Origin of the sequence: Streptomyces sp. NBC_01017 (assembly GCF_045162795.1) — a bacterium.
Lineage (GTDB): Bacteria > Actinomycetota > Actinomycetes > Streptomycetales > Streptomycetaceae > Streptomyces > Streptomyces machairae.
The window spans coordinates 408,216-428,466 of sequence record NZ_CP108683.1 but is presented as its reverse complement, the minus strand read 5'-3'; the positions used below and the strand labels follow the sequence as shown (position 1 = coordinate 428,466).

General features: G+C 66.0%; 19 protein-coding genes and 4 pseudogenes. 11 read left to right on the top strand and 12 right to left on the bottom strand.

What is annotated here, in order from left to right:
* Positions 1-47: 47 nt before the first annotated feature.
* Both OG331_RS02150 and OG331_RS02145 read right to left on the bottom strand, forming a co-directional pair.
* Complete coding sequence (locus OG331_RS02150) at positions 48-269, bottom strand: hypothetical protein (protein WP_406209622.1); 222 nt, start codon at positions 267-269, stop codon at positions 48-50.
* 410 nt (positions 270-679) lie between these two features.
* Positions 680-892, bottom strand: a complete 213-nt coding sequence (locus tag OG331_RS02145; protein ID WP_406191088.1) for a winged helix-turn-helix domain-containing protein — start codon at positions 890-892, stop codon at positions 680-682.
* A gap of 367 nt (positions 893-1,259) precedes the next feature.
* Here OG331_RS02145 and OG331_RS02140 point away from each other — a divergent pair, with 367 nt between their 5' ends.
* Positions 1,260-1,490, top strand: coding sequence for a hypothetical protein (locus OG331_RS02140; RefSeq protein ID WP_406191086.1), 231 nt, complete (start codon positions 1,260-1,262; stop codon positions 1,488-1,490).
* A 6-nt stretch (positions 1,491-1,496) separates the two neighbouring features.
* Here OG331_RS02140 and OG331_RS02135 read toward each other — a convergent pair whose 3' ends face one another.
* Positions 1,497-1,703, bottom strand: a complete 207-nt coding sequence (locus OG331_RS02135) for a hypothetical protein (protein WP_406210890.1) — start codon at positions 1,701-1,703, stop codon at positions 1,497-1,499.
* On the opposite strand from OG331_RS02135, the gene OG331_RS02130 reads away from it, so the two are divergent.
* Positions 1,608-2,933 carry a protoporphyrinogen/coproporphyrinogen oxidase gene (locus OG331_RS02130; protein ID WP_406209620.1) on the top strand — a complete coding sequence of 442 codons (1,326 nt, stop codon included), beginning with the start codon at positions 1,608-1,610 and terminating at the stop codon, positions 2,931-2,933. The two genes, OG331_RS02135 and OG331_RS02130, sit on opposite strands and share 96 nt — an antisense overlap.
* Before the next feature lie 854 nt (positions 2,934-3,787).
* Here OG331_RS02130 and OG331_RS02125 read toward each other — a convergent pair.
* The 3 genes and pseudogenes from OG331_RS02125 to OG331_RS02115 all read right to left on the bottom strand — a co-directional run.
* Positions 3,788-4,384, bottom strand: a pseudogene (locus OG331_RS02125) (transposase); the annotation flags it as partial.
* A 75-nt stretch (positions 4,385-4,459) separates the two neighbouring features.
* Entirely contained in the window at positions 4,460-6,217 is a 1,758-nt protein-coding gene (locus tag OG331_RS02120; protein ID WP_406191083.1) for a transposase, read from the bottom strand.
* A gap of 49 nt (positions 6,218-6,266) precedes the next feature.
* A complete protein-coding gene (locus OG331_RS02115) occupies positions 6,267-6,833 on the bottom strand; it encodes an IS5 family transposase (protein ID WP_406191081.1) in 567 nt (188 codons plus the stop codon).
* A gap of 125 nt (positions 6,834-6,958) precedes the next feature.
* On the opposite strand from OG331_RS02115, the gene OG331_RS02110 reads away from it, so the two are divergent.
* Positions 6,959-7,402, top strand: a complete 444-nt coding sequence (locus OG331_RS02110; RefSeq protein WP_406191079.1) for a helix-turn-helix domain-containing protein — start codon at positions 6,959-6,961, stop codon at positions 7,400-7,402.
* Between the two features lie 132 nt (positions 7,403-7,534).
* Positions 7,535-8,098 carry a transposase gene (locus OG331_RS02105; RefSeq protein ID WP_406191077.1) on the top strand — a complete coding sequence of 188 codons (564 nt, stop codon included), beginning with the start codon at positions 7,535-7,537 and terminating at the stop codon, positions 8,096-8,098.
* A gap of 14 nt (positions 8,099-8,112) precedes the next feature.
* Here OG331_RS02105 and OG331_RS02100 read toward each other — a convergent pair.
* Positions 8,113-8,289, bottom strand: a pseudogene (locus OG331_RS02100) (SpoIIE family protein phosphatase); the annotation flags it as partial.
* On the opposite strand from OG331_RS02100, the gene OG331_RS02095 reads away from it, so the two are divergent.
* From OG331_RS02095 to OG331_RS02080, 4 genes are all read left to right on the top strand, one after another.
* Positions 8,209-8,463: a hypothetical protein gene (locus tag OG331_RS02095; RefSeq protein WP_406209618.1), complete on the top strand. Its 255-nt coding sequence runs from the start codon at positions 8,209-8,211 to the stop codon at positions 8,461-8,463. The pseudogene OG331_RS02100 and the gene OG331_RS02095 overlap by 81 nt on opposite strands.
* Positions 8,460-9,176: a transposase gene (locus OG331_RS02090; RefSeq protein WP_406191074.1), complete on the top strand. Its 717-nt coding sequence runs from the start codon at positions 8,460-8,462 to the stop codon at positions 9,174-9,176. Before OG331_RS02095 ends, OG331_RS02090 begins: the two co-directional genes overlap by 4 nt.
* A 345-nt stretch (positions 9,177-9,521) precedes the next feature.
* On the top strand, positions 9,522-10,814 hold the full coding sequence (locus OG331_RS02085; protein WP_406191072.1) for an IS701 family transposase: 1,293 nt from the start codon (positions 9,522-9,524) through the stop codon (positions 10,812-10,814).
* A gap of 193 nt (positions 10,815-11,007) precedes the next feature.
* Entirely contained in the window at positions 11,008-11,151 is a 144-nt protein-coding gene (locus tag OG331_RS02080; protein WP_406191070.1) for a hypothetical protein, read from the top strand.
* 4 nt (positions 11,152-11,155) lie between these two features.
* Here OG331_RS02080 and carB read toward each other — a convergent pair whose 3' ends face one another.
* The 3 genes and pseudogenes from carB to OG331_RS02065 all read right to left on the bottom strand — a co-directional run.
* Positions 11,156-14,464 (bottom strand): carbamoyl-phosphate synthase large subunit, encoded by a 3,309-nt coding sequence (carB, locus tag OG331_RS02075; RefSeq protein WP_406191067.1) that lies wholly within the window; start codon positions 14,462-14,464, stop codon positions 11,156-11,158.
* Positions 14,465-14,729: 265 nt separating this feature from the next.
* Positions 14,730-16,460, bottom strand: a complete 1,731-nt coding sequence (locus tag OG331_RS02070; RefSeq protein ID WP_406191064.1) for a carbamoyltransferase N-terminal domain-containing protein — start codon at positions 16,458-16,460, stop codon at positions 14,730-14,732.
* A gap of 356 nt (positions 16,461-16,816) precedes the next feature.
* Positions 16,817-17,044, bottom strand: a pseudogene (locus OG331_RS02065) (IS6 family transposase); the annotation flags it as partial.
* 232 nt (positions 17,045-17,276) lie between these two features.
* On the opposite strand from OG331_RS02065, the pseudogene OG331_RS02060 reads away from it, so the two are divergent.
* A pseudogene (locus OG331_RS02060) lies at positions 17,277-17,582 on the top strand (transposase family protein); the annotation flags it as partial.
* Positions 17,476-17,946, top strand: coding sequence for an ISAs1 family transposase (locus OG331_RS02055; RefSeq protein WP_406209615.1), 471 nt, complete (start codon positions 17,476-17,478; stop codon positions 17,944-17,946). The pseudogene OG331_RS02060 and the gene OG331_RS02055, both read left to right, overlap by 107 nt.
* A gap of 194 nt (positions 17,947-18,140) precedes the next feature.
* Here OG331_RS02055 and OG331_RS02050 read toward each other — a convergent pair whose 3' ends face one another.
* Positions 18,141-18,986 (bottom strand): transposase, encoded by an 846-nt coding sequence (locus OG331_RS02050; RefSeq protein ID WP_406191061.1) that lies wholly within the window; start codon positions 18,984-18,986, stop codon positions 18,141-18,143.
* A gap of 119 nt (positions 18,987-19,105) precedes the next feature.
* Positions 19,106-19,702: a transposase family protein gene (locus OG331_RS02045; RefSeq protein ID WP_406209613.1), complete on the bottom strand. Its 597-nt coding sequence runs from the start codon at positions 19,700-19,702 to the stop codon at positions 19,106-19,108.
* 117 nt (positions 19,703-19,819) lie between these two features.
* Here OG331_RS02045 and OG331_RS02040 point away from each other — a divergent pair, with 117 nt between their 5' ends.
* Positions 19,820-20,023, top strand: coding sequence for a hypothetical protein (locus OG331_RS02040; protein ID WP_406191059.1), 204 nt, complete (start codon positions 19,820-19,822; stop codon positions 20,021-20,023).
* Positions 20,024-20,251 lie beyond the last annotated feature (228 nt).

The following is a 20,251-nucleotide window of genomic DNA, read 5'->3' as shown; positions in this document are numbered from 1 at the left end:
GGAACAGGATATCGAGGTGTACGTCTGGCTGGGGACCCCGACGGCAATTAAAGCAAATTGGGCAGGGAAATGATAGCGGGCAATGATGCAGATACATTTGCCCGGATGTATGCCTTGAAGGGATTCTGAGCAGAGGAATCAAAGAAGAAGAGGGCATTCAGGGCGATTGGAAAGTCCTTTTGTCGCACATCGGCGCAGGTCATTTGCCAGGACTGTTGGTTGCCCAGGTCGTTCTTCAAGTTCGCCCACACGCCTTCGGTCGGGTTCAGGTCCGGCGCGTAGGCCGGCAGCCGGAAGACGGTCAGCCACCGTTCCCGCGCGGCCGGTAACTTCGCGCATCAGTGCGTCCTTGTGCTGTGTGGAGTTGTCCCGGACCAGCACGATCCTTCCTCCGAGCTGCTGGTGAGCGGCCTCCAGCAGGTCAGCGAAGTCCCGTTCTTTGAAGCCGTTCCTCTCACCGCGCCGGCCGGGGTGGTGGGTGAGTATCCGGTGGATCAGGCGGGTCCGCTCGCCCGGCTTCGCGCAGACCATCCCGGCGACCGAGACCCGCCCCGATCCCTTCCCCGACACTTTGACCTGCGGCGGCACTCCGTACAGGACCGGGTGCGGGCCTTGGGCGGACGGAGCGCCTGGCCCGACTCGTCCTCGAACACCAGCCACACGCCCTGCTCCCTCACTTTCATTCCACGCGCGCCCAGGTCTCTATTCGCCACAGCCGCATCTGCTCCTCGTCCCGCTGCGCCGCACAACGCACCCGAACCTGGACGGAAAAGCCCATCTGCCGCAGGATCCTCGACAGTTGTGGCCGGCTGAAGCGCACGTGGAACCGCCGGGCGACCAGAAGCGAGACCCGGGCGAGCGTCCACCGCTGGTCTTCCGCCCTGCCGTGCACGGCCGGTCCCTGCTCCAACGGGCCTGGTCGGCCAGGCCCGCCGGCCCGGCTCCATCCGCGACGCCACTCCCGAGAGCCCTCTGGAACGCAGGGCGTCCATGCCGCCTCCCACCAGGCATACACGGACTCCCGTGACACCCGTAACACCCGCGCGACCTGCGGCGGCTTCATGCCGGCCACCCACACCTCGGCGGCCTGGAACCGCACCCGTTCCCGCCGGGCCCGCTCCACCGCGGTCAGGCCACCCCCATCGGGATACCTCACCCCACCGGCATACACCCACCCACGACAGCCTCGTCACCCAAAGCGAAAACCTGGGAGTGTCATGAATGAATTAGGTGGGTTCCTTCCTCGGAGGAGTCATCTGATGGGTACGACGACGGGTCACACGATCGGGATGGCCGGCGGCGTGTCGCTGGGCCCAGATCACCGGCACCACTGGCCTACCCGCCGGGCTGGCGCCGAGGGGTCGACCCAGCGGGCAAGGGACTTCGTACGGGAACGCCTCGCCGCCCTGCTTCCCCAACCGCCCCAGGTCACGGCCGGTGAGGTCGTGGCACACGGACACACGCCGGGCTGGAACGCGAGAATGGTGTAATCCTGATCAAGGAAGTGCACCTGATGGCAGACGTGAGTGCCACCACATCGACCACCGGCAGGTGACGCGCAGATGATTACCACCGAAGAAGGCCGCACTGACCGAATCCGGCGGCGGGTGATCGTGGTCGGTGCGGGGATCTCCGGCCTGACCGCTGGATGGCGGCTGCGGCAGGCCGGGTTCGACGTCACCGTTCTGGAGCGCGACGATCATGTCGGAGGCCGGATGCGGACCATCGACCGGGACGGTTACCGCCTCGACGTCGCGGCGAGCCTCCTGTCCACGTCTTATCACGAGATGTGCGACCTGCTGCGCGATCTGGCGCTCACCAACGACGTCCGGCCGACCTCCGACCTCTTCGCCTTTGTGCAAGGCGACGCGATCCACCGGCTGCGCACTCACGCCAGGCGCGACCTGCTGGCGACGCGACTGTTCGGGCCCCGGACGAAGATCGCCATGGCCAAGATCATGATCGATATGGTCCGGCACCGTCGCGTCCTCGACTGGACCGATCCGTCTCGGGCCGCCGCACTCGACGTCGAGAACATCCCGGCCTACCTGCGGCGGCGCCGCATCCCCACACAGAGCCTGAGCGCATTCATCGAACCGTTCAGCATGGGATTCAACCTGGTGCCGGCCGAGGAACTATCCGTGATCAACCTGTACTTCTACCTGCACGCTATGGCTGGCAAGGGGCTGTTCAATTCGCGACAAGGCATCCAGTTCCTGCCGAACCACCTGGCCGACCAGCTGCGTGTGGAACTCACCGCGCGTGTCACCAGCGTGACCATCGACGGCGACGGCTCCGTCGCCGTCCGCTGGCAACGCGCCGGACAACCGGAACAAGTGGAGCGGGTCGACGGAGCGATCATCGCCGTGCCGGCGCATCACGCCCTGGCGATTTATCCGCAGTTCGACGACGATCAACGCCAGTTCCTCCAGGAACTGCGCTACTCACGCGGAATCACCGTCGCCCTGGGACTGCGCCGTGTCCCGTCCGAAACTGCCGTGTGGTTGAGCATCCCTACCGGTGCCCACCCCGACCTGGTTGGCGTGCTCCTGGAGCACAACAAGGCACCCGGCCGCGCGCCTGCCGGACATGCGCTGCTGTCCACCTATTGGCAGCGTCACTGGCACGAACAGCACTGGGACGCTACCGACGAGGCCATCCAGGACAACGTAGTCAACGCGGTCTCAACGTTCCTGCCGGGCATCGGTGACGACATCGACATGTGCCACATCCAGCGCTGGAACCCCTACGCCCTAGCCTGGCTGCCGGGAAGCTTCGCCGCGCTCCGACGGTTCCTCGCCAGTCTGGACACCCGCGCCCCGGTCCAGTTCGCGGGCGACTACTTCTCCTTCCTCTGCACCAACAGCTGCCTGGCATCCGGTGAACGAGCCGCCCGACAGCTCACCGCAACGCTGGCCTCCCGGATGGGGTGACCGAACATGGAAGCGGAAGTACAGCCACACACTGTGCGAGATGATCTCCACCGGATACCCGGTGGTTCCTCTGCGACGGCGGGGCGTCCGACACGACCGGCTCCGCTTCCCAGACACCAACCCGAAGATCATCCCACTCCGTCACTGACAACGTGATGCGATGAAGGAGCGGGGCCTCCCGCTCCGGCCGGGGTGCGGACGATGCCCGGTTTAGGAAGAGAGATTCCGTTCATGGGTAGGAGGGCCCCTGATGGACCGAGAACAAGCCTACGCCGTGCTGTCCGCCAGCGGGGGGATCGGGAGGTAGTGCGTCCGCGAGCCCGCAGGCCGGCCGGCCCGTCCAGTGCAATGGTGCATGAGCCTCCCCGGCGCGCCGAGGGCCTGGGGCTTCCCAGCCGTCAGTGCCAGGCCCTCGCGGTGCACTCCGCGGGGCGCGAGCGGGTGCGGCGAAGGGGTGATGTGTCGACTGCCCAGCTGGAGTTGGCTCGTTGAGCGGGGCGGTCGACAGGCCAGGAAGGAGACCGGCGCCTGCGAGATCATCGCGGACCGGTGCCGGTCCCGCCGGCCCAAGGCGGCAGCCCAGCGAGACGCATCGATCGCAGGGTCCGTCGCCGCGATCCGTCCATGGCTCCGCCCTGGCTCCCCGAGACACACCGGTAACATCACGCAAACCGTCACCGTGACAGCACCATCGATCCCCTCCCCGGACACACACACCGCGAAGATCATCCCACCCCACCACCGACAACGTGACAGTGCCAATGATCATCCGATTCACCAATCTGGAACCACATCACCGGCGTCACGAGCCTGCCCACCACAGCCTGAACAACGGAGTCCCTCCCGGCCCACACATCCTGACGCATCGTCAACCGATCGCGCCGCCGACAATGTGACAACGCCTCGCCGGTGGTGTTGGTGGCGAAGGCGGTGAGCCGTAGTCCGTCGGCGCCGGTGAAGCGCAACTGAGCTCCGGGGTGGGGCCGTTCCTCGCGGACGATCAGCCGCATTCCATTCGGCCTGCCCTTGAGTGCGTCGCCGTCGAGTTCGGCGGCCCAGGCGCCGTCGCGGATCTCGCCGCCCGGCTCGACGGCAGGCGTCCACGCGGTGGGCGGGACCTTGAGGGCGGCCTCGTGGATGGCGTCGGTGATGGTCATACCGACCGAGTACGACAGTCACCGGCGCCGCTTCGCGAGCCAGGCGGCCAACTCGTGGGTTCCGCCTGCGGAGTCGGTACGCATCAGCGTCTGACGTCCACGCCGGTATTTCTTGTGCAGCTGGGCCAGGGCGAGTTGGGCGGTGGTGATGTGGTCGGCGGCGGTATTGCTGCCTGCGTTGCCCGGCCTGAGCAGGCCAGCCACCGGCTGGGCGCCGCCACCACTTCCGTGATCGACGAACCCCATCAGAGCTTGGTGCCCGTAGGTCTTCTTCCAGGTCGCGGTGGCGTCCTGCTACTCGGAGTGCGTGACGGCGGCCATGACAAGCGGTTTTGATCCACTCTCTGACTCTGGTGCGCAATTCGTGCGTCAGCCTGCGAGTTGGTAGCTGAGCCGGGTGAGGCGGCTGCTGCGGGTACGGTCGAGCGGGTGTCCGCTCCAGTAGGCGTCGAGCCGCACGACGTTGATCGCGGTGGCGGAGAAGGCGTGCTGGAGACGGACCTTGGGCAGGCCGCGGTAGCGGGCTCTGCGCATCCCGGTGACGTCGAGGGCCTGGTTGATGGTGCCTTCCACGCCGGCCCGCAGCCTGTACCGGGCCTTGTAGGCGTCGGTCTGCTGTTCGGCGCGGGCGGCGGCGAGGGTCTCGTGCAGTTCGCGGGGGCGCAGGGTGAGCATCCGGCGGCCCTGGCGGGAGGTGGTGCACCGGTCGCGGAGAGGACAGCTCCCGCAGGTTGTGGCGGCGAAGGTGACCACGATGGCGTCCCTGCGGTGCTGTTGGACGGGGTTCCAATTGCTGCTGGTGCGTCCGGCCGGGCAGCGCGCCTGGCGGGCCTTCCAGTCAATGGAGAACGCGCTCTTGTCGAAGCCCTCGGCGGCCCTGGCCTGCCGGGAGTGGTCGAGCAGGGCGGGGGTCACCATTTCGGTGCCGAGCTTGGCGGCGGCGTGGATGAGGTCGGCGGAGGGGTAGCCGGAGTCGAGGTAGTGCTCGCCGGACGGCAGGCCGTGCTCGCGCAGCCGCTGCTGGATGGGTGCGGTGGCCTGCACGTCGGGGACGGCGGCGTGGGTGGTCATCACATCCGTGATCAGGTTCGGCGGCAGTAGCCCGCCGTCCTCCTCCCCGCGTCCTTCCCTGTCCCTGTCCCTGGCTTCGGCTTCGGCTTCGGCTTCGGCTTCGGGGGGAGTGTGGCAGGACTCGGTCAAATGGACCTTGTAGCCCAGCCAGAACAGTTCCTCGCCCTTGGCCGCCCAGCGCGCATCGGCGTCGTAGGGCGAGGCCAGGCGGATACTGCCGGGCGGGACTCCGTCCGTGTCGGCCTCCCGCTTCCTGACCACCTCCCGCCCCCGGTTGTCGGTGTGGATGTAGTAGGTCTGCACCAGCACCTGCCGCAATAGCTGCACGGCCTCGATCTCGCGGATCCACGGCGGGGTGGCATCGGCCCAGGCCGCCCGGCACAGTGTCAGCGCGTCCTGCCCGAACACCTGGGCGAGCCGTTCACGCTTGGTCTTGGACGTGGGCATCGTCCAGCCGTTGATCCGCTCCCCGTAGCGGTGCGCGAACTCGGCGATGTCGACTGCCTCGGCGAGCCAGGCGGGGGTGGCCACCGCCAGTGCCTCCAGGGCCGCCCGCACGCTCTGGCCGGCCAGCTCGGTGCGGTTCAGGTCCCGGACCGCGCTGATGACGTGGGTGGCGTCGGTGCGCTGCCTGCCGCCGGCGGCCACCAGCCCGGCCTCCTTGCAGTGCTCCAGCAGCCGGTCGAAAACCGTGCGCTCCAGGCCGTGCTCGGCCAGCCTCGTCCGGAACCGGGGCAGCACGCTGTGGTCGAAGCCGGTGTCCGCCAGCTCCATCCCGAGGGCGTATTTCCAGTCGATCGCGCGTATCGCCATCGCCGCCGCCTGCCGGTCGGTGAGGTTCTCGGCGAACTGCAGCACCGTAACCAGCGACAAGGCGCCCGGCGAGAGGCCCGGCGCCCCGCGCACCCCGAACGCCTCGGCGAACGGCTCGTCGGCGAAGACTTCCGCGAGCCGGTCGCGGACCCGTATCGCCAGGGTGCCCTTGGGGAACGCGGCGCGGGCCACCGCCGCGGTCTGCTCGGGAACCGGTGGCAGGCCCTTGGGCCGCATCGACATCTACATCACCCCCGCGGCCGCACGACGGGAAAGGCGACCGCTCAGGCGATCATCGCGTACTCAGCCGACCCCGCGTCAGGAATTGCGCACCAGAGTCCTCTCTGTGGAGCGGTGACTGGGCGTCACGGGTGCCTGGAAGGATGGGCGTTCGTGTGACTGCAGCATGTTCTGGGCCGCCTTCTCCCACCTGTCGACGGTGGACCTTGGTGGTCAGTCCGCCTCGGGATCGGCCGAGGGCGTGATCGTCCGGTTCGTCCGGCTGGTGCCGCCCCCCTTTTCGGCCGGTGGCGGCGGGGTGCTGATGGGCGCGGACGATGGTGGAGTCGATCTGGACGAGCCAGTCGATGCCGTCGGCTGCGTCCGCGTGGGCCTGGATGGTCTGCAGGGCTCGGGTGAACACGCCGTCCAGGGCGTAGCGGCGGAAGCGGGTGTAGACCGTCTTCCACGGTCCGTAGCGTTCCGGCAGGTCGCGCCACGAGATCCCGGTTCGGATCTTGTAGACCATCGCGTTGATGACGTGCCGGTCCTCCACGCGAGGCCGGCCTGTGGCAGCCCGCGGTATCAACGGAGCGAGTAACTCCCACTCCTGATCGGTGAGTTCATGACGACGTATCACTCCACCATGATCCACCAGCCGATGATTGGACAGACCCGTAGCGTGTCGCTGCTTAGCTATGGTGTTTCTGGCTGGGATGTTCGTGACGACAGGGTCTTTCCTCCTTGCCGGACAGGGTTGTTGTCATGGGTTCGCAGAAGAAGTATCCGGTCAGGTTGACTGCGCGGGATCGCGAGGAGCTGGTCCGGGTGACCACGACGGGTGTGCGCAGAGCCTCGATGATCATGCGTGCGCGGGTGTTGCTCGCGCTGGACACCTCGGTGGGTGAGGTGGACTCCAAGGAGGTGATCGCGACCCGGCTCGGTGTCTCCGGTGAGACATTGCGGCTGGTCGCCAAGCGCTTCACCGAGACCGGTGGCGATGTTCACGCCACGATCGCACGGAAGAAACGCGACCTGCCGCCGGTGCCCTCGCCGGTGACCGGCGAGGTCGAAGCCCGACTGATCGCGATGGCATGCTCCCTGAGCCCCCGGGCCATGCGCGGTGGTCCTTGCGGCTACTGGAGAAGCACGTGGCACTCGTCGACGACATCCCTGATCTGGACCACTCCACCATCGGCCGGGTCTTAAAAAAACGGAACTGCGTCCTCACCTGAAGAAGTGCTGGACCATCCCGCCCCGAGCGAACGCCGAGTTCGCGGCGCGCATGGAGGACGTACTGGCCGTCCATGCCCGGCCCTATGACCCGGCACGTCCGGTGGTGTGCATGGACGAGAAGCCCTACCAGCTCCTCACCCATGTCCGCGACCCCCACGGGCCCGGCCCGGCCGCGACGCGTGCCAGGACAGCGAGTACATCCGCTGCGGCACCTGCTCCGTCTTCGTATGGACCGAACCCTTACGCGGATGGCGTCGCACGCAGGCACTGTCCCGGCGGACCCGGATCGACTGGGCCGGCCAGGTCAAGCAGCTACTGACCGTGGACCACCCCGACGCCGCGACCGTGGTGCTGGTGATGGACAACCTCAACACCCACACCATCGCCTCCCTGTACGAGGCATTCGAACCAGAAGAGGCCTTCGCCCCGGCCCAGCGCCTCGAGATCCACCACACACCCAAACACGGCTCCTGGCTCAACATCGCCGAGATCGAACTCTCCGCGCTGACCCGGCAATGCCTCGACCGCCGGATCGGCGACCTCGACACACTCAACACCGAACTCTCGGCCTGGCAGAACGCCACCAACACCGACCAACGCCAAGTGAACTGGCAGTTCACCACCCATGACGCACGCATCAAACTGCGCCACCTTTATCCCAAGAATTAGCCACGACAGTCTACTAGTGGTGGGTCGGTGGCCTGGTCGAGGAAGGTCACGGTGCCGTCGGGATGGAGCAGGGCGGGTGGGGGGTGGCCGGCGCTGCTGTAGGCGATGGTGTGGTGGTCCCAGTCGATGAAGGCCGTCACTGCGGTTGTCGACTCTGCGCCTGTGACGAAGCGGGCAACGCCCAGCGCATCACCTATTGGCTCGCCCCCGACCGTCGTGTCGTTCCGCTCACCGTCTTCCGCAAGACGAAGATGCGCGAGACCGCGGAGGTGGCCCGCGCTCACGCCGCCCAGGCCGCATGCGAGGCCAGCCATGCGCCGGCCACCGAACACGACCTTTACAGCCCGATGGAGGAACTGCCATGAAACACGCCGAGTGGAAGACCCGCCGCCACCGCAAGCTCCTCGGCGCAGCAGTGGATGAGAACACCCAGTACGACCGCCTGTACGAGGAGGCCGAACTGGCCCATGACCTTGGTCAGCTGGTCTACGACCGGCGCGCAGCCCTGGGCCTCCAGGCCGCCTACTTCGTGGCCGAGCTGACCGGCCTGAACACCCGGGAGGGCTGGCCCGACGGCACCCGGCTGATCGTCCGGCGGGTCAAGCCGTCGGGCCGGCAGATCAAGAAACTTACCGGCTTCGAGCGCAAGACCGGCTGGCGCTACAGCATCACCGCGACGAACATCGGCCGGATGTGGGGCATCGCCGGCTCCCACCAGCCTCAATTCCTCGACGTCCTCCACCGTGATCACGCTGAAGTGGAGGACCGGGTGCGGACGAACAAGGCGATGGGCCTGCACAATCTCCCATCCAAGTCCTGGGATGTGAACCGCGGCTGGATGCTCGCCGCGAACCTGGCCGCCGACCTCGACGCCTGGCTGAGGCTCCTGGGCCTGCACGACGTCGACGACCTGGCCGACGCCGAGATCGACACCATGCGCTTTCGCCTCTACCACCTGCCCGCCCGCCTCACGAAACACGCCCGCTGCCGCTGGCTCCGCATCGACTCCACCTGGCCCTGGGCCAAGGCGTTCACCGTCTGCCGGCAGCGACTCACTGGACTTCCGGCCCTCACCTGACGGACCGGCTCCGTCCCGACGAAGACCAGAACGGAGGAGACCCCCACCACCCCGGGCCCGTGGAACCGCGGAGCCGCAGCGTCACGCGACGGCCCACCCCCGACCGGCAGGGGACATTTCAGGCGAACCGCCGAGCCACTCAGCGACCAAACCCCGCTGACGGATCGAGGTCAAACACGGCAGCTGTAGTTCCAGCGTCTGGGCTGGTCAGTGTCTTGTCGGGGGTGCGTGCGGGCATGAGGACGGCCACCGCGATCATGAACGTTTGTGACGACGTATCAAGACACGGTGGCCGCGGAGGCCACGATAGCGGAGCAGACGTGGGGCGAGACATTCGGGAGGGTCATGGCAACCGTCGCGGGCTGTTTCACACGGCGTGAAACGCGGGCGACAGCCGCCGAGTTGGTCGCCGGACTGTTGCTGGAGGTGGACACGCGGAACTGCTGGACGCTCGGGCAGGCGTTGGGACATCCGGGCCCTCACCGGCTGCAGCACCTGTTGTCCCGTGCCCGGTTCGATCACGATCGGGCGGGGAAGGAGATCGTCCGCCTGGTGGCCGGTGAACTCGCCGGGCAGGACGTGGTGTTGGTGGTGGACGAGACGGGCGATGCGAAGTCCTCGACGGAGTGTGTGGGAGCCGGACGGCAGTACTCGGGTGCGATCGGCGGTGTCGGTCTGTGTCAGGTGGCGGTGCATCTGGCGGCGGTCTCCGCGACCACGAAGGTGATCATCGACCGGGCCCTGTATCTCCCGGCGGACTGGGCCGCGGACGAGGAACGCCGCGAGGTCGCCGGGGTGCCGGAGGAGGTCGGGTTCGCGACGAAGCCGCAGCAGGCGCTGTCCATGGTCACCGGCGCACTCGCCACGGGGATCGAGGCACGCTGGTTCGCGGGCGACGAGGTGTACTGCGGGCGTGAACTGCGCCGGGGCATACGCTCACTGGGTCTGGGCTACACGGTCGGCATCGCCGCTACGTACCAGGTCACCGACGGGGGCGGCCGCCGGTGGGAGGCCCGCAAACTGATCAACAAGGTGCGTCCCGAGCAGTGGATGCGCCGGCAGACCGGACACGGCACCAAGGGCACCCGCGAGTACGACTGGGCCTGGCTCGACGTCCGCCCCGACGACACTCCCGACGAGAACGAGAACGAGAACGAGAACGAGAACGCGGCCGGGGCGGGGACGAGCGTGCTGGTCGCGCGGCGGCACCGCTACACCGGCGAGGTGTCCTACTTCCGCTGCTGGGCACCCGGCGACGTCGCCCTCGCCACACTGATGGAAGTGATCTCGCGCAGGTGGCGGATCGAGGAAACGTTCCAGCTCACAAAGGGCTTCACCGGGCTCGACCAGGGTCAGGTGACCTGCTGGAACTCCTGGATGCGCTGGTCACTGTTCTCCCTGTTCGCCGCCGTCGTCCTCGCTCTCACGGCCGCAGCCATCCATGAGGGCTCCGAGCGGCAACCCGGACTCGTCCCGCCGACCTGTCCCGAGCTCATCCGTCTCCTGCGGGCCATCGTGCTGCCCCCAGCCGCCCGCGACCGTGATCATGTCCTGCGCTGGATCGCCTGGAGGCGCCGTCACCAAGCCGTCGCAACCGCCTGCCACCAGCAACGACACCGCTGCCACGACCAGCCGTGATCAAGAACTACAGCTGCCGTGTCAAACGCTACGTCGCACGAGAGATCTACCGACTCATCGTCCCAGCAGCACCTCAGCCAATAGCACTGACACCGCCGGAGCCGTCGCTTGACATCCATAGGGGCATCAGCACCTCTCACCTCACTTCCGGCCCGGACGGTATTTCATGGCAGCCGACCGGTGCCGCCTCGAAATGACCATCCGCTTCACCATCTGGAACCACATCACCAGCACCACCGGCATGTCCGCCACCGGGCTGAACACAGACCACCGCCAGCCTCGCAATGCCCTCAGTCAGCACGCCCCGAACGTGACAACGCCCCCGGCGCGCACGTGAACGATCAAGGCAGGATCTTTTCATGGCCGCCAACGTGGCAGCACCCGCCTGACGCTGCTTCCTGAAGGGAAACCCACTGCAGATTTCTGTGTACCAGTGCGTCGATGGCTTGTACCGCTGCATGCATCGCGCGGAACGTGGTGAAACAGGGAACGGAACGACTGGCAGCCGCCGCGCGGATCTCATCGACCCTGCGACTATTTGAAATATTAAGGACCAGGTCAATCTCCCCTTCACGGACCAGATCGACGACGGTTCGCCCGCTCTTGGGATGCTCTCCATTGTTTTGCTTAAGCACGATCGTCGCCGAGATGCCATTGCGCCACAATATCTCGACGGTGTCACTGGGGGCTATGATCTCGAAGCCCAGACGGGCCAGGGCTCGGGTAGGGAGAACCAATCTGCGCTTGTCACAGCAGGCAACTGAAACGAACACCCTGCCGCTCGTCGGCAACGCGCAGTACGCGCTCGCCTGTGCCTTAGCATAGGCACTACCGATGGTAGAGCTAATTCCCATGACTTGGCCAGTGGAACTCATCTTATGGGGCATGTGCAGTTCGCGTATGTTAAGGTCGCCGCGAAAGCGCAACCACGGCATGATGGGCTGCAGGATTGCGGTGAGGTCTTTCAATGCGAATCTGCCTCCGTCTCTATCAGGCAGGATTCCGTCCTTCCGTAGTTCGGTGATAGTCGCCCCAAGGGAGATCCGGGCGGCCGCCTTGGCCAGGGGTATGCCGGTGGCCTTCGAGGAGAATGGGATGGTATTCGAGGCGTACGGGTAAGCCTTCAGGACGTATAGGTCGCGGGTTAGTGCGAACCGAACGTTGATCAGGCCGCGCACCCCGACGCTGCGCGCGATGCCCTCGGTGGCCGCGCGCAGGCGGTTCATGTCGTAGCCGCCCAGCGTGATCGGGGGCAGCGCGCAGGCGCTGTCGCTGCTGTGGATGCCGGCCTCCTCGATGTGCTCCATGACGCCGCCGAGGTAGAGTTCCTCGCCGTCGAAGAGGGCGTCAACAGTCAGTTTGATCGCGTTGTCCAGGAACTGGTCGACGAACACCGGATGTCGCGGGCTGACTTCCTTTGACTCAGCAATGAATGCGCTCAGGTGGGTCTCGTCGTAGACGATCTCCATGCCGCGGCCGCCCAGCGCGTACGAGGGGCGGGCCAGCACCGGGTAGCCGATCTCGTCGGCGATCGCCTTGGCCTCTTCGAAGGAAGACGCCGTGCCGAGCTTGGGCGCGGGCAGACCGGCGTCGGCCAACACCCGGCTGAACGCGCCGCGCTCCTTAGCGAGGTGGATCGCCTCGGGTGAGGTGCCGACGATCGGCACGCCGTTGTCCTTGAGTGCCTGGGCGAGACCCAGCGAGGTCTGGCCGCCCAGCTGGACCAGCACGCCCGCGACCGGACCGGCCTGCTGCTCGGCGTGGACGATCTCCAGCACATCCTCGAGTGTCAGCGGCTCGAAGTACAGCCGGTCGGAGGTGTCGTAGTCGGTGGAGACGGTCTCAGGGTTGCAGTTGACCATCACCGTCTCGTACCCGGCGTCGCTCAGCGCGAAGGAGGCGTGCACGCAGGAGTAGTCGAACTCGATGCCCTGGCCGATGCGGTTGGGCCCGGAGCCCAGGATGATGACAGCGGGCTTCTCGCGGGGGGCGACCTCCGTCTCCTCGTCGTAGGAGGAGTAGAAGTACGGCGTCTGCGCGGCGAACTCGGCGGCGCAGGTGTCGACCGTCTTGTAGACCGGGCGGACGCCCAGGGCATGGCGCACCTCGCGCACGACGTCCTCGCGCAGGCCGCGGATCTCGCCGATCTGCTGGTCGGAGAAGCCGTGCCGCTTGGCGTGGCGCAGCAGGCCCGGGGCGAGTTTCTCGGCCTCGGCGATCTCCTCGGCGATCTCCTTGATCAGGAAGAGCTGGTCGACGAACCACGGGTCGATCTTCGTGGACTCGAAGACCTCGTCGGCCGTGGCGCCGGCGCGGATCGCGTCCATGACGGTGTTGATGCGGCCGTCGGTCGGGCGCACGGCCTTGGCGAGCAGCTTCGCCTTGTCGCCCACCGGGGAGACGAAGTCGAGCTGGCTGCCCTTCTTCTCCAGCGAGCGCAGCGCCTTCTGGAAGGCCTCGGTGAAGTTGCGGCCGATGGCCATGGCCTCGCCGACCGACTTCATGGTGGTGGTCAGCGTGGAGTCGGCCTGCGGGAACTTCTCGAAGGCGAAGCGCGGGGCCTTCACGACCACGTAGTCGAGGGTCGGCTCGAAGGAGGCCGGGGTCTCCTTCGTGATGTCGTTCGGGATCTCGTCGAGCGTGTAGCCGACGGCCAGCTTGGCCGCGATCTTGGCGATCGGGAAGCCGGTCGCCTTGGAGGCGAGAGCCGATGAACGCGACACACGCGGGTTCATCTCGATGACGATGACCCGGCCGTCCTCCGGGTTCACCGCGAACTGGATGTTGCAGCCGCCGGTGTCGACGCCGACCTCGCGGATGACCGCGATGCCGATGTCGCGCAGGGTCTGGTACTCGCGGTCGGTCAGCGTCATCGCGGGCGCGACGGTGATCGAGTCACCGGTGTGCACGCCCATCGGGTCGAAGTTCTCGATGGAGCAGACGACCACGACGTTGTCGTGCTTGTCGCGCATCAGCTCCAGCTCGTACTCCTTCCAGCCGAGGATGGACTCCTCCAGGAGCACCTCGGTGGTGGGAGAGAGGGTCAGGCCCTGGCCGGCGATGCGGCGCAGCTCCTCCTCGTCGTGGGCGAAGCCGGAGCCGGCGCCGCCCATGGTGAAGGACGGGCGCACGACGACCGGGTAGCCGCCGAGCGTGTCGACGCCCGCGAGGACGTCGTCCATGGAGTGGCAGATGACCGAGCGGGCGGACTCGCCGTGCCCGATCTTGGCGCGGACGGCCTCGACGACGTCCTTGAAGAGGTCGCGGTCCTCGCCCTTGTTGATGGCCTCGACGTTGGCGCCGATCAGCTCGACGCCGTACTTCTCCAGGGTCCCCGCCTGGTGCAGCGAGATCGCCGTGTTGAGGGCCGTCTGGCCGCCCAGGGTGGGCAGCAGCGTGTCCGGCCGCTCCTTGGCGATGATCTTCTCGACGAACTCGGGGGTGATCGGCTCGACGTAGGTGGCGTCGGCGATCTCCGGGTCGGTCATGATCGTCGCCGGGTTGGAGTTGACGAGGATGACCCGCAGGCCCTCGGCGCGCAGGATGCGGCACGCCTGGGTGCCGGAGTAGTCGAACTCGGCGGCCTGGCCGATGACGATCGGGCCGGAGACGATGACCAGGACGGACTGGATATCGGTGCGCTTAGGCACGCTGGCCCTCCGAGGATGACGATGGTTCCAAGCACTGCTTGCGATGGATGCCACGTTCCGGCGCGTCGCTCGCCCTCACTCTTCCGCTGCAATGCATCACCAAGGCCGCCTGCTGTGACGAACGCGATTGGCGCGCGGCAACGCGCCGGGCCCAGATCGTAGGTATGCATGCGCGCCGCATGTAAGTGGACGGCTGTGGCCGGTCAGTGCATTGGTGTTGCTCTCACCGTCAGCGTGATTCTTTTCGTTCGGGTTGCACGATGGATTAGATGTCACTCCTCCTAAAAAGAGTCCCTTCTGACCAGACGTAATTGATTCGCCCCCATTCGGTCGCGGTAGCAGCATCGGGAAAGAATCCTCGTCCATTCAGGTTCGCACTTGTATTGCACAGTACTGGAATCCCACTGAGGCGCTCGTATTCTGACAACAGCTTGCTGATCGGAGTCCCGTCAGAGGGGTCTACTGTCTGGAGTCGAGCGGTGCCGTCCAAATGTGCGACGGCTGGAATTCTCTGCTCCCATTCAGGCCTGATGTGATGCTCGAAGAGCATGTAAGGGTCAGGCGTCCCCGGGGAAAAGACTTCAGGGGCGTGAGAGGAGAGACAGATTGGCGCCACCGGACGATAGCCTGCCCGTCCTTTCGCCGCATTCAGCCGATCCTTCATCCGGACATCTGTTGCAGGGGCAAGTATGCTCCGTCCACCCAGAGCTCTCGGACCAATCTCAGCTCGACCGGATAGAAATACGACCGGCTCACCAGTAACGACAAGCAACTCTGCAAGCTGTCTTTCGTCGCACGCCTCTGAACACCATCCCTCCGGGATCGATCCCACGGTCAAGCGGGGGCCGCTATAAACATTCCAGTTGAGGCGAGAATTACGAGCCTTTGAGAACATCTCACAGCAAGCAGCACCGATAGCCGCTCCCGAGTCGTTTGGAAATGGAGGCGCCCACACTTCAGAGAATAGACCGGAAGCGCGCAACTTAGTATTCCATTTGATATTTAGAGCGCAGCCACCCGCGAGGGCGAGGTTCGGGTACGAGCCGCTATAGTACTTCTGCACCACCGCAGTCACTTGCTCAAGTATCAAATTTCCGATATACGCTTGAAGAGTTGCAATTATGTCTGCGCTAGACATTCCCGGGAATAGAGCGTCTTGGTCCGCAGCTACTTTTCCGCCAAGCATCATGGCTTGACCGGCGAGCTCAATTGCGTCGTTCGACTGAGTGAGTTGCGAGAGAAGTTCGCGAAGGACTGGGAATGCAGACTCCTCAACCGTTCCAAGAGCAGCGTACGCCATAGCCTTTCCAGCAACTGAAAGTATCTGCATCTGCAGCTCGGCCTGGGTGTTGGCGTTTACGTCCTCCAGCGCGCTCGCGGCGCCCTCGATTCGAAAGGGATCAAAGTTGCAGCAGATGGCCGAGAACAGATGCCCTGAGAAGGGAAGGATTGTTGCGACTTGCCGGAGCCCTGGAGGATTGGCAGTTGCATGGTAGAGTCGGCTAGTGGTGCCACCGTCCCACGTCAATACGAGCGAGTCCTCCCCTCGCGCGGCGAAGGGGCTAGCGCAGTACGACGCGAGCACGTGGCCGGTCGAGTGATGGTAGCTGGAATACCCGATGCTGTGCGACGAGAAGTTGTGCTCCGTAAAATCGATGGATCTGGTGGGGTCACCGCGGTTTTCCGTCCTCCTTCCCAGCATCTCTTCGGCATAAGACGCCACCGGAAGACGAAGTTCTCGAGCACCGTCTCGCGCAGGTACCTCGGTACGTCCCGTTATGGGGTCGACGAGCCATCCGTCGACTACGAATCTGTCAATTGCGGCGAGGTCGACGCCTTCGCCGGACAAGATTCTCTCAACTCGCGCCAGATTGTCGATGGGGCTATAGCGGGGTAGGTTTTCTAGCTTTTCCATCTCGATACTAAATATGAGCCGGTTCCCGTCAATGACGGCAATTCCGCCATCGTGTGTCATCTTCAGTCCGCAAATTAGCATAGTCCCTGACCTTCCGCGCGGTATGGGGGTTTTGAGTAGAGCGTTGGATACACGTAGCCACGCCGAGAGGCGAGCCGGACATGGCGACGTGGCGGTGTGGTTGACAAGGGCTGGGTATGGTGTCGGCCGATGCGTGGCCAGAGGCGGCCGAGTCGCCCACTGGGCTACGACACCTCAAACCGGCGGTTCGGCGTTCCACCAATATCAGAGTCCCTCTCGGCTGTGGCGGAATCGCCCGCGCTGACCGTTCAATGCATTGTTGTCAGTCTTACCGTTGAATGGCTCGCCGTTCCCTCCGTTTCGGGCAGCCCTCTGGGCAGGCGGGCCTTCCCGATGCCGTGCGTCGGCGTCGGCGGCCGCCACAGGTACTTCTGCTTCCCGCCGGCCTTGATGAAGACCTCGTCGGGGCACTTGTCACCGGGCTGCGGGCGCCGTCGGCGCAGGGCGTTGGCGTAGGCCTGCCCGAGCTTCAGGCACCAGCGGCAGACGGTCTCGTGGGAGACGATGACGCCGCGCTCCAGGATGAGCGGCTCTACCTCGGTAGCTGAGGGGAAGCGGAAGTACCGCCACACGCAGTGCGAGATGACCTCGACCGGGTAGCTGTGCTTCTTGTACGAGGGCCCGCGTCCGACACGACCGGGTCCCCCTCCTCAGACGCCGACCCGGCGAGCATTCCACCCCACCCCCAGGGCTTCGGCGTAGTCGCGTGACGTCCGGTTCGTGATGTTCTGCCGGCTTGCCGGTGCCCCGGAACGTGACAGGCACGGCTTCCAGGATCATGGAGTTCTCTACGCCCCGTGATCCGAGTGGAAGACCGTGCCTGCCGACGCATCTTCGCTGATCCCCTCTGCCCTTGACCAGCTCCGTGAGCAGCCCGAGGCCGTATCCGCCGAGGTCCCGCGTCTGCTGGAGCAGCTGGCCGGGTACCCCGGCCCGCGAGACCCGCGCGGCGTACGGCACGCTCTGGTCGCCGTCCTCGCGCTGACCGCGTGCGCGGTTCTGGCGGGGGCGACCTCTGTGCCGGCAGTCAGCGAGTGGATCGCCGACGCCCCGCCGCACATCCTTCAACGCCTCGGCATACGCCTCGGCCCGCTGTTTCCGAAGCGGTTGCTGCCTGCGGAAACGACGGTCCGGCGGCTACTGGCCCGCATCGACGGCGACGCGCTGGACCGGGCGGTCGGACGCCGGCTCGCCGACCGACGCCCGAAGGCGACCGGGCTGCGCGGCCAAGGCGAAGGGCCGCAAGATCCACCTGCTCGCCGCACTGGAGCACACCACCGGCCTGGTCCTGGCCCAGCTGGACGTCGGCGAGAAGACGAACGAGATCACCTGCTTCCAGCCGCTGCTGGACACCGTCGCCGACCTGGCAGGAACCGTCGTCACCAACGACGCGATGCATACCCAGCGCGAGCACGCCGACTACCTCCTCAGCCGGGACGCCCACTACATCGTGATCGTCAAGGGGAACCAGAAGAAGCTGTGCTGACAGCTCAAGTCACTTCCCTGGAAGGCCATCCCGCTCCAGGGACGCACCCGGGGCATCGGCCACGGCCGCTCGGAGATCCGCCGGATCAAGGCCGCCACCGTCAACAGCCTCCTCTTCCCCGGAGCCCGCCAGGCCGTCCAGATCAAGCGCCGGCGCACCGACCTCAAGACCGGCAAGACCGCCGTCAAGACGGTCTACGCCGTCACCAGCCTGACCGCCGAGCAGGCCACCGCGTGCCAGCTCGCCGAACTCGTCCGCGACCACTGGAAGATCGAGGCCCTGCACCATGTCCGCGACACCACCTTCGCCGAGGACGCCTCCCAGCTACGGACCGGCAGCCGGTGGACGTACTTCTTCACGACGCTCTCGCCACCGGTGTAACCGCGCGCACGTATTTCCTCGAACAGACGGCGGGCGATGGTGCATCCCTCGGCCCACCGCTGGTGGAGGTGGGGCTTGTAGGGGTCGAGGATGCTGGTGCGGCCGGTCCACTGGCCGACCAGAAGCTCGTCCAGGCTCGCCGAGTAGGCGAGGCGACGAACGGTGTTGCGGGCCAGTCCGAGGTCTCGGCCGATCGCTCGCAGCCCAACTCCCTTGCAGAGGAGGGCATGGACGGCCGCGTGCTGTTCCCGGATTCGGTCGCACAGGCGGCCTGCTGTCCGCGGCCCCGGCGCGGCGTGCGGTTCGAGTTCCATCGTCTTCATGGCCGCACTGATGGGTGTGGCGGCGGAGTCGTGCGGTTGACGGAGAAGAGCGCGGTGCTGGACGACGGTCTTCTCGACGGCCTCGGCAAGGTTGGACCAGATGTGCCAGCGATCCGCGACATGGACCGCTTCGGGGGCGCCGATCCGCCCGGCCTCGGCAAAAGCGGTCGAGCGGTCTCTGCAGATCACTTCGACACCAGGGTGATCGGTGAGCCACCGGGCCACCGTCGTCGTGGTCCGGTCCGGCAGCAGGTCGATGGGCTGACGGGTCTCGATGTCGATCAGGATCGTGCCGTAGTTGTGCCCCTTGCGCAGCGCGAACTCGTCTACTCCCAAGACGCGCGGTGTGGTTGGTTTGGGCTCTGGCAGGCGGCGGATCAGCCGCAGCAGCGTCGACTTGCTCACCTGGGTCGTCAGGACCTCGGAGAACCGGGCTCCGGCCCGACCAGCCAGCATCACCGCGAGGCGTTCAAGTACCTTCTGCAGACCCGCACTTCGCCCCAGTGCCGGAAGCCCGAGTTCGACAGTTGGTGGGCATACGCGGTACCCCGAGTTGCTGACCTGCGCCGACGCCGCCGATCTCGCATGCCCACATGAGGGTGGCGGGGCGGGTTTCTCAACAGCGAATCACAGGACGCGATGTGACGATTTGTCAATAACCCGGACGAACCGTCAGATCCTGTCGATCCGGATGGGGAATCTGGAAGAGCAAACTGCACTCGATCCCCCAGGTCACAGCCTGAGGAAGGGCTCGTAGGCACACGTCTGCCTGGCGTATCCCAGCAGGTCGCGGGACCACAGGGCTCTCGCGTGCCCATCGACTGCGGAACTCGGGGGAAGGTGAGCCCGTCGACCTGCTCGGCGAAGGTTGCCTGTCGGCAGGCACGTTCACGGCAACGGAACCGCCGCACCTGTAACTCGATCAGCACCCGACGGCTGCCGACCGCACTGTCGGCGAGCCGGCGTACGTACCGGCTGTGAATCCGGGACGACAGGGTCCCGCATGCCGGACACGCGGCCTGCTCCGCGCCTGTCCGGGCCCGGACGGTCACCAACTCGCCTTCGGACACGGCGTTTTCTACCTCGACACCCTCGATCTGGTGGAACCACAGGTCCTGGATGAGTACATCACTCACGGCCGTTCATGATCGCGGTTTCGGTGACCCTCCGTGGCCCTGGCACTGAAAGTGATCCAGAACCAGCGTTCGGCCGTCGTCGAGACGCCGTCCCAGCCGGACGAGCAGGAGCTGCTGGACGTGTTCCTCGCTTCCTCTCCCGCTGTAGCTCCATCCACCGTGCTGGGTGGCCGCCCGGAAGACCCCCTGGCTGCGACGCGCGGCATGCGGCCGTATCCGGATTGCGTGGGGCAGTGACGACTCTGGGCCATGCGGGTCATGGCAACTGCTTGGTCTGCAAAGCAGCGTGGCTCCCGACGGTGTCCCCGGAAATGACCTACGTGCCGATCATGAAGCACGGTGCTGTCACGTTGTCAGTTGGCCTGGGATGATCTTCGGGGTTGTCCGTCTGGGGAGAGGGGCTGGTCGTGCCGGATGTGGTGACGTCGTACAAGAAGCACCGCTACCCGGTGGAGGTGATCTCCT

What these genes read in the sequence shown, in the direction of transcription:
- OG331_RS02140 (WP_406191086.1), top strand. Translation starts at nt 1,260, where the DNA reads ATGGGTACGACGACGGGTCACACGATCGGGATGGCCGGCGGCGTGTCG.
- OG331_RS02135 (WP_406210890.1), bottom strand. Translation starts at nt 1,703, where the DNA reads ATGATCGTCGCGCTCCAGAACGGTGACGTCGAACCCGGCCTGCCGCAG.
- OG331_RS02120 (WP_406191083.1), bottom strand. Translation starts at nt 6,217, where the DNA reads ATGTCGATGCGGCCCAAGGGCCTGCCACCGGTTCCCGAGCAGACCGCG.
- OG331_RS02110 (WP_406191079.1), top strand. Translation starts at nt 6,959, where the DNA reads ATGGGTTCGCAGAAGAAGTATCCGGTCAGGTTGACTGCGCGGGATCGC.
- OG331_RS02090 (WP_406191074.1), top strand. Translation starts at nt 8,460, where the DNA reads ATGAAACACGCCGAGTGGAAGACCCGCCGCCACCGCAAGCTCCTCGGC.
- OG331_RS02085 (WP_406191072.1), top strand. Translation starts at nt 9,522, where the DNA reads ATGGCAACCGTCGCGGGCTGTTTCACACGGCGTGAAACGCGGGCGACA.
- OG331_RS02080 (WP_406191070.1), top strand. Translation starts at nt 11,008, where the DNA reads ATGACCATCCGCTTCACCATCTGGAACCACATCACCAGCACCACCGGC.
- OG331_RS02070 (WP_406191064.1), bottom strand. Translation starts at nt 16,460, where the DNA reads ATGCTAATTTGCGGACTGAAGATGACACACGATGGCGGAATTGCCGTC.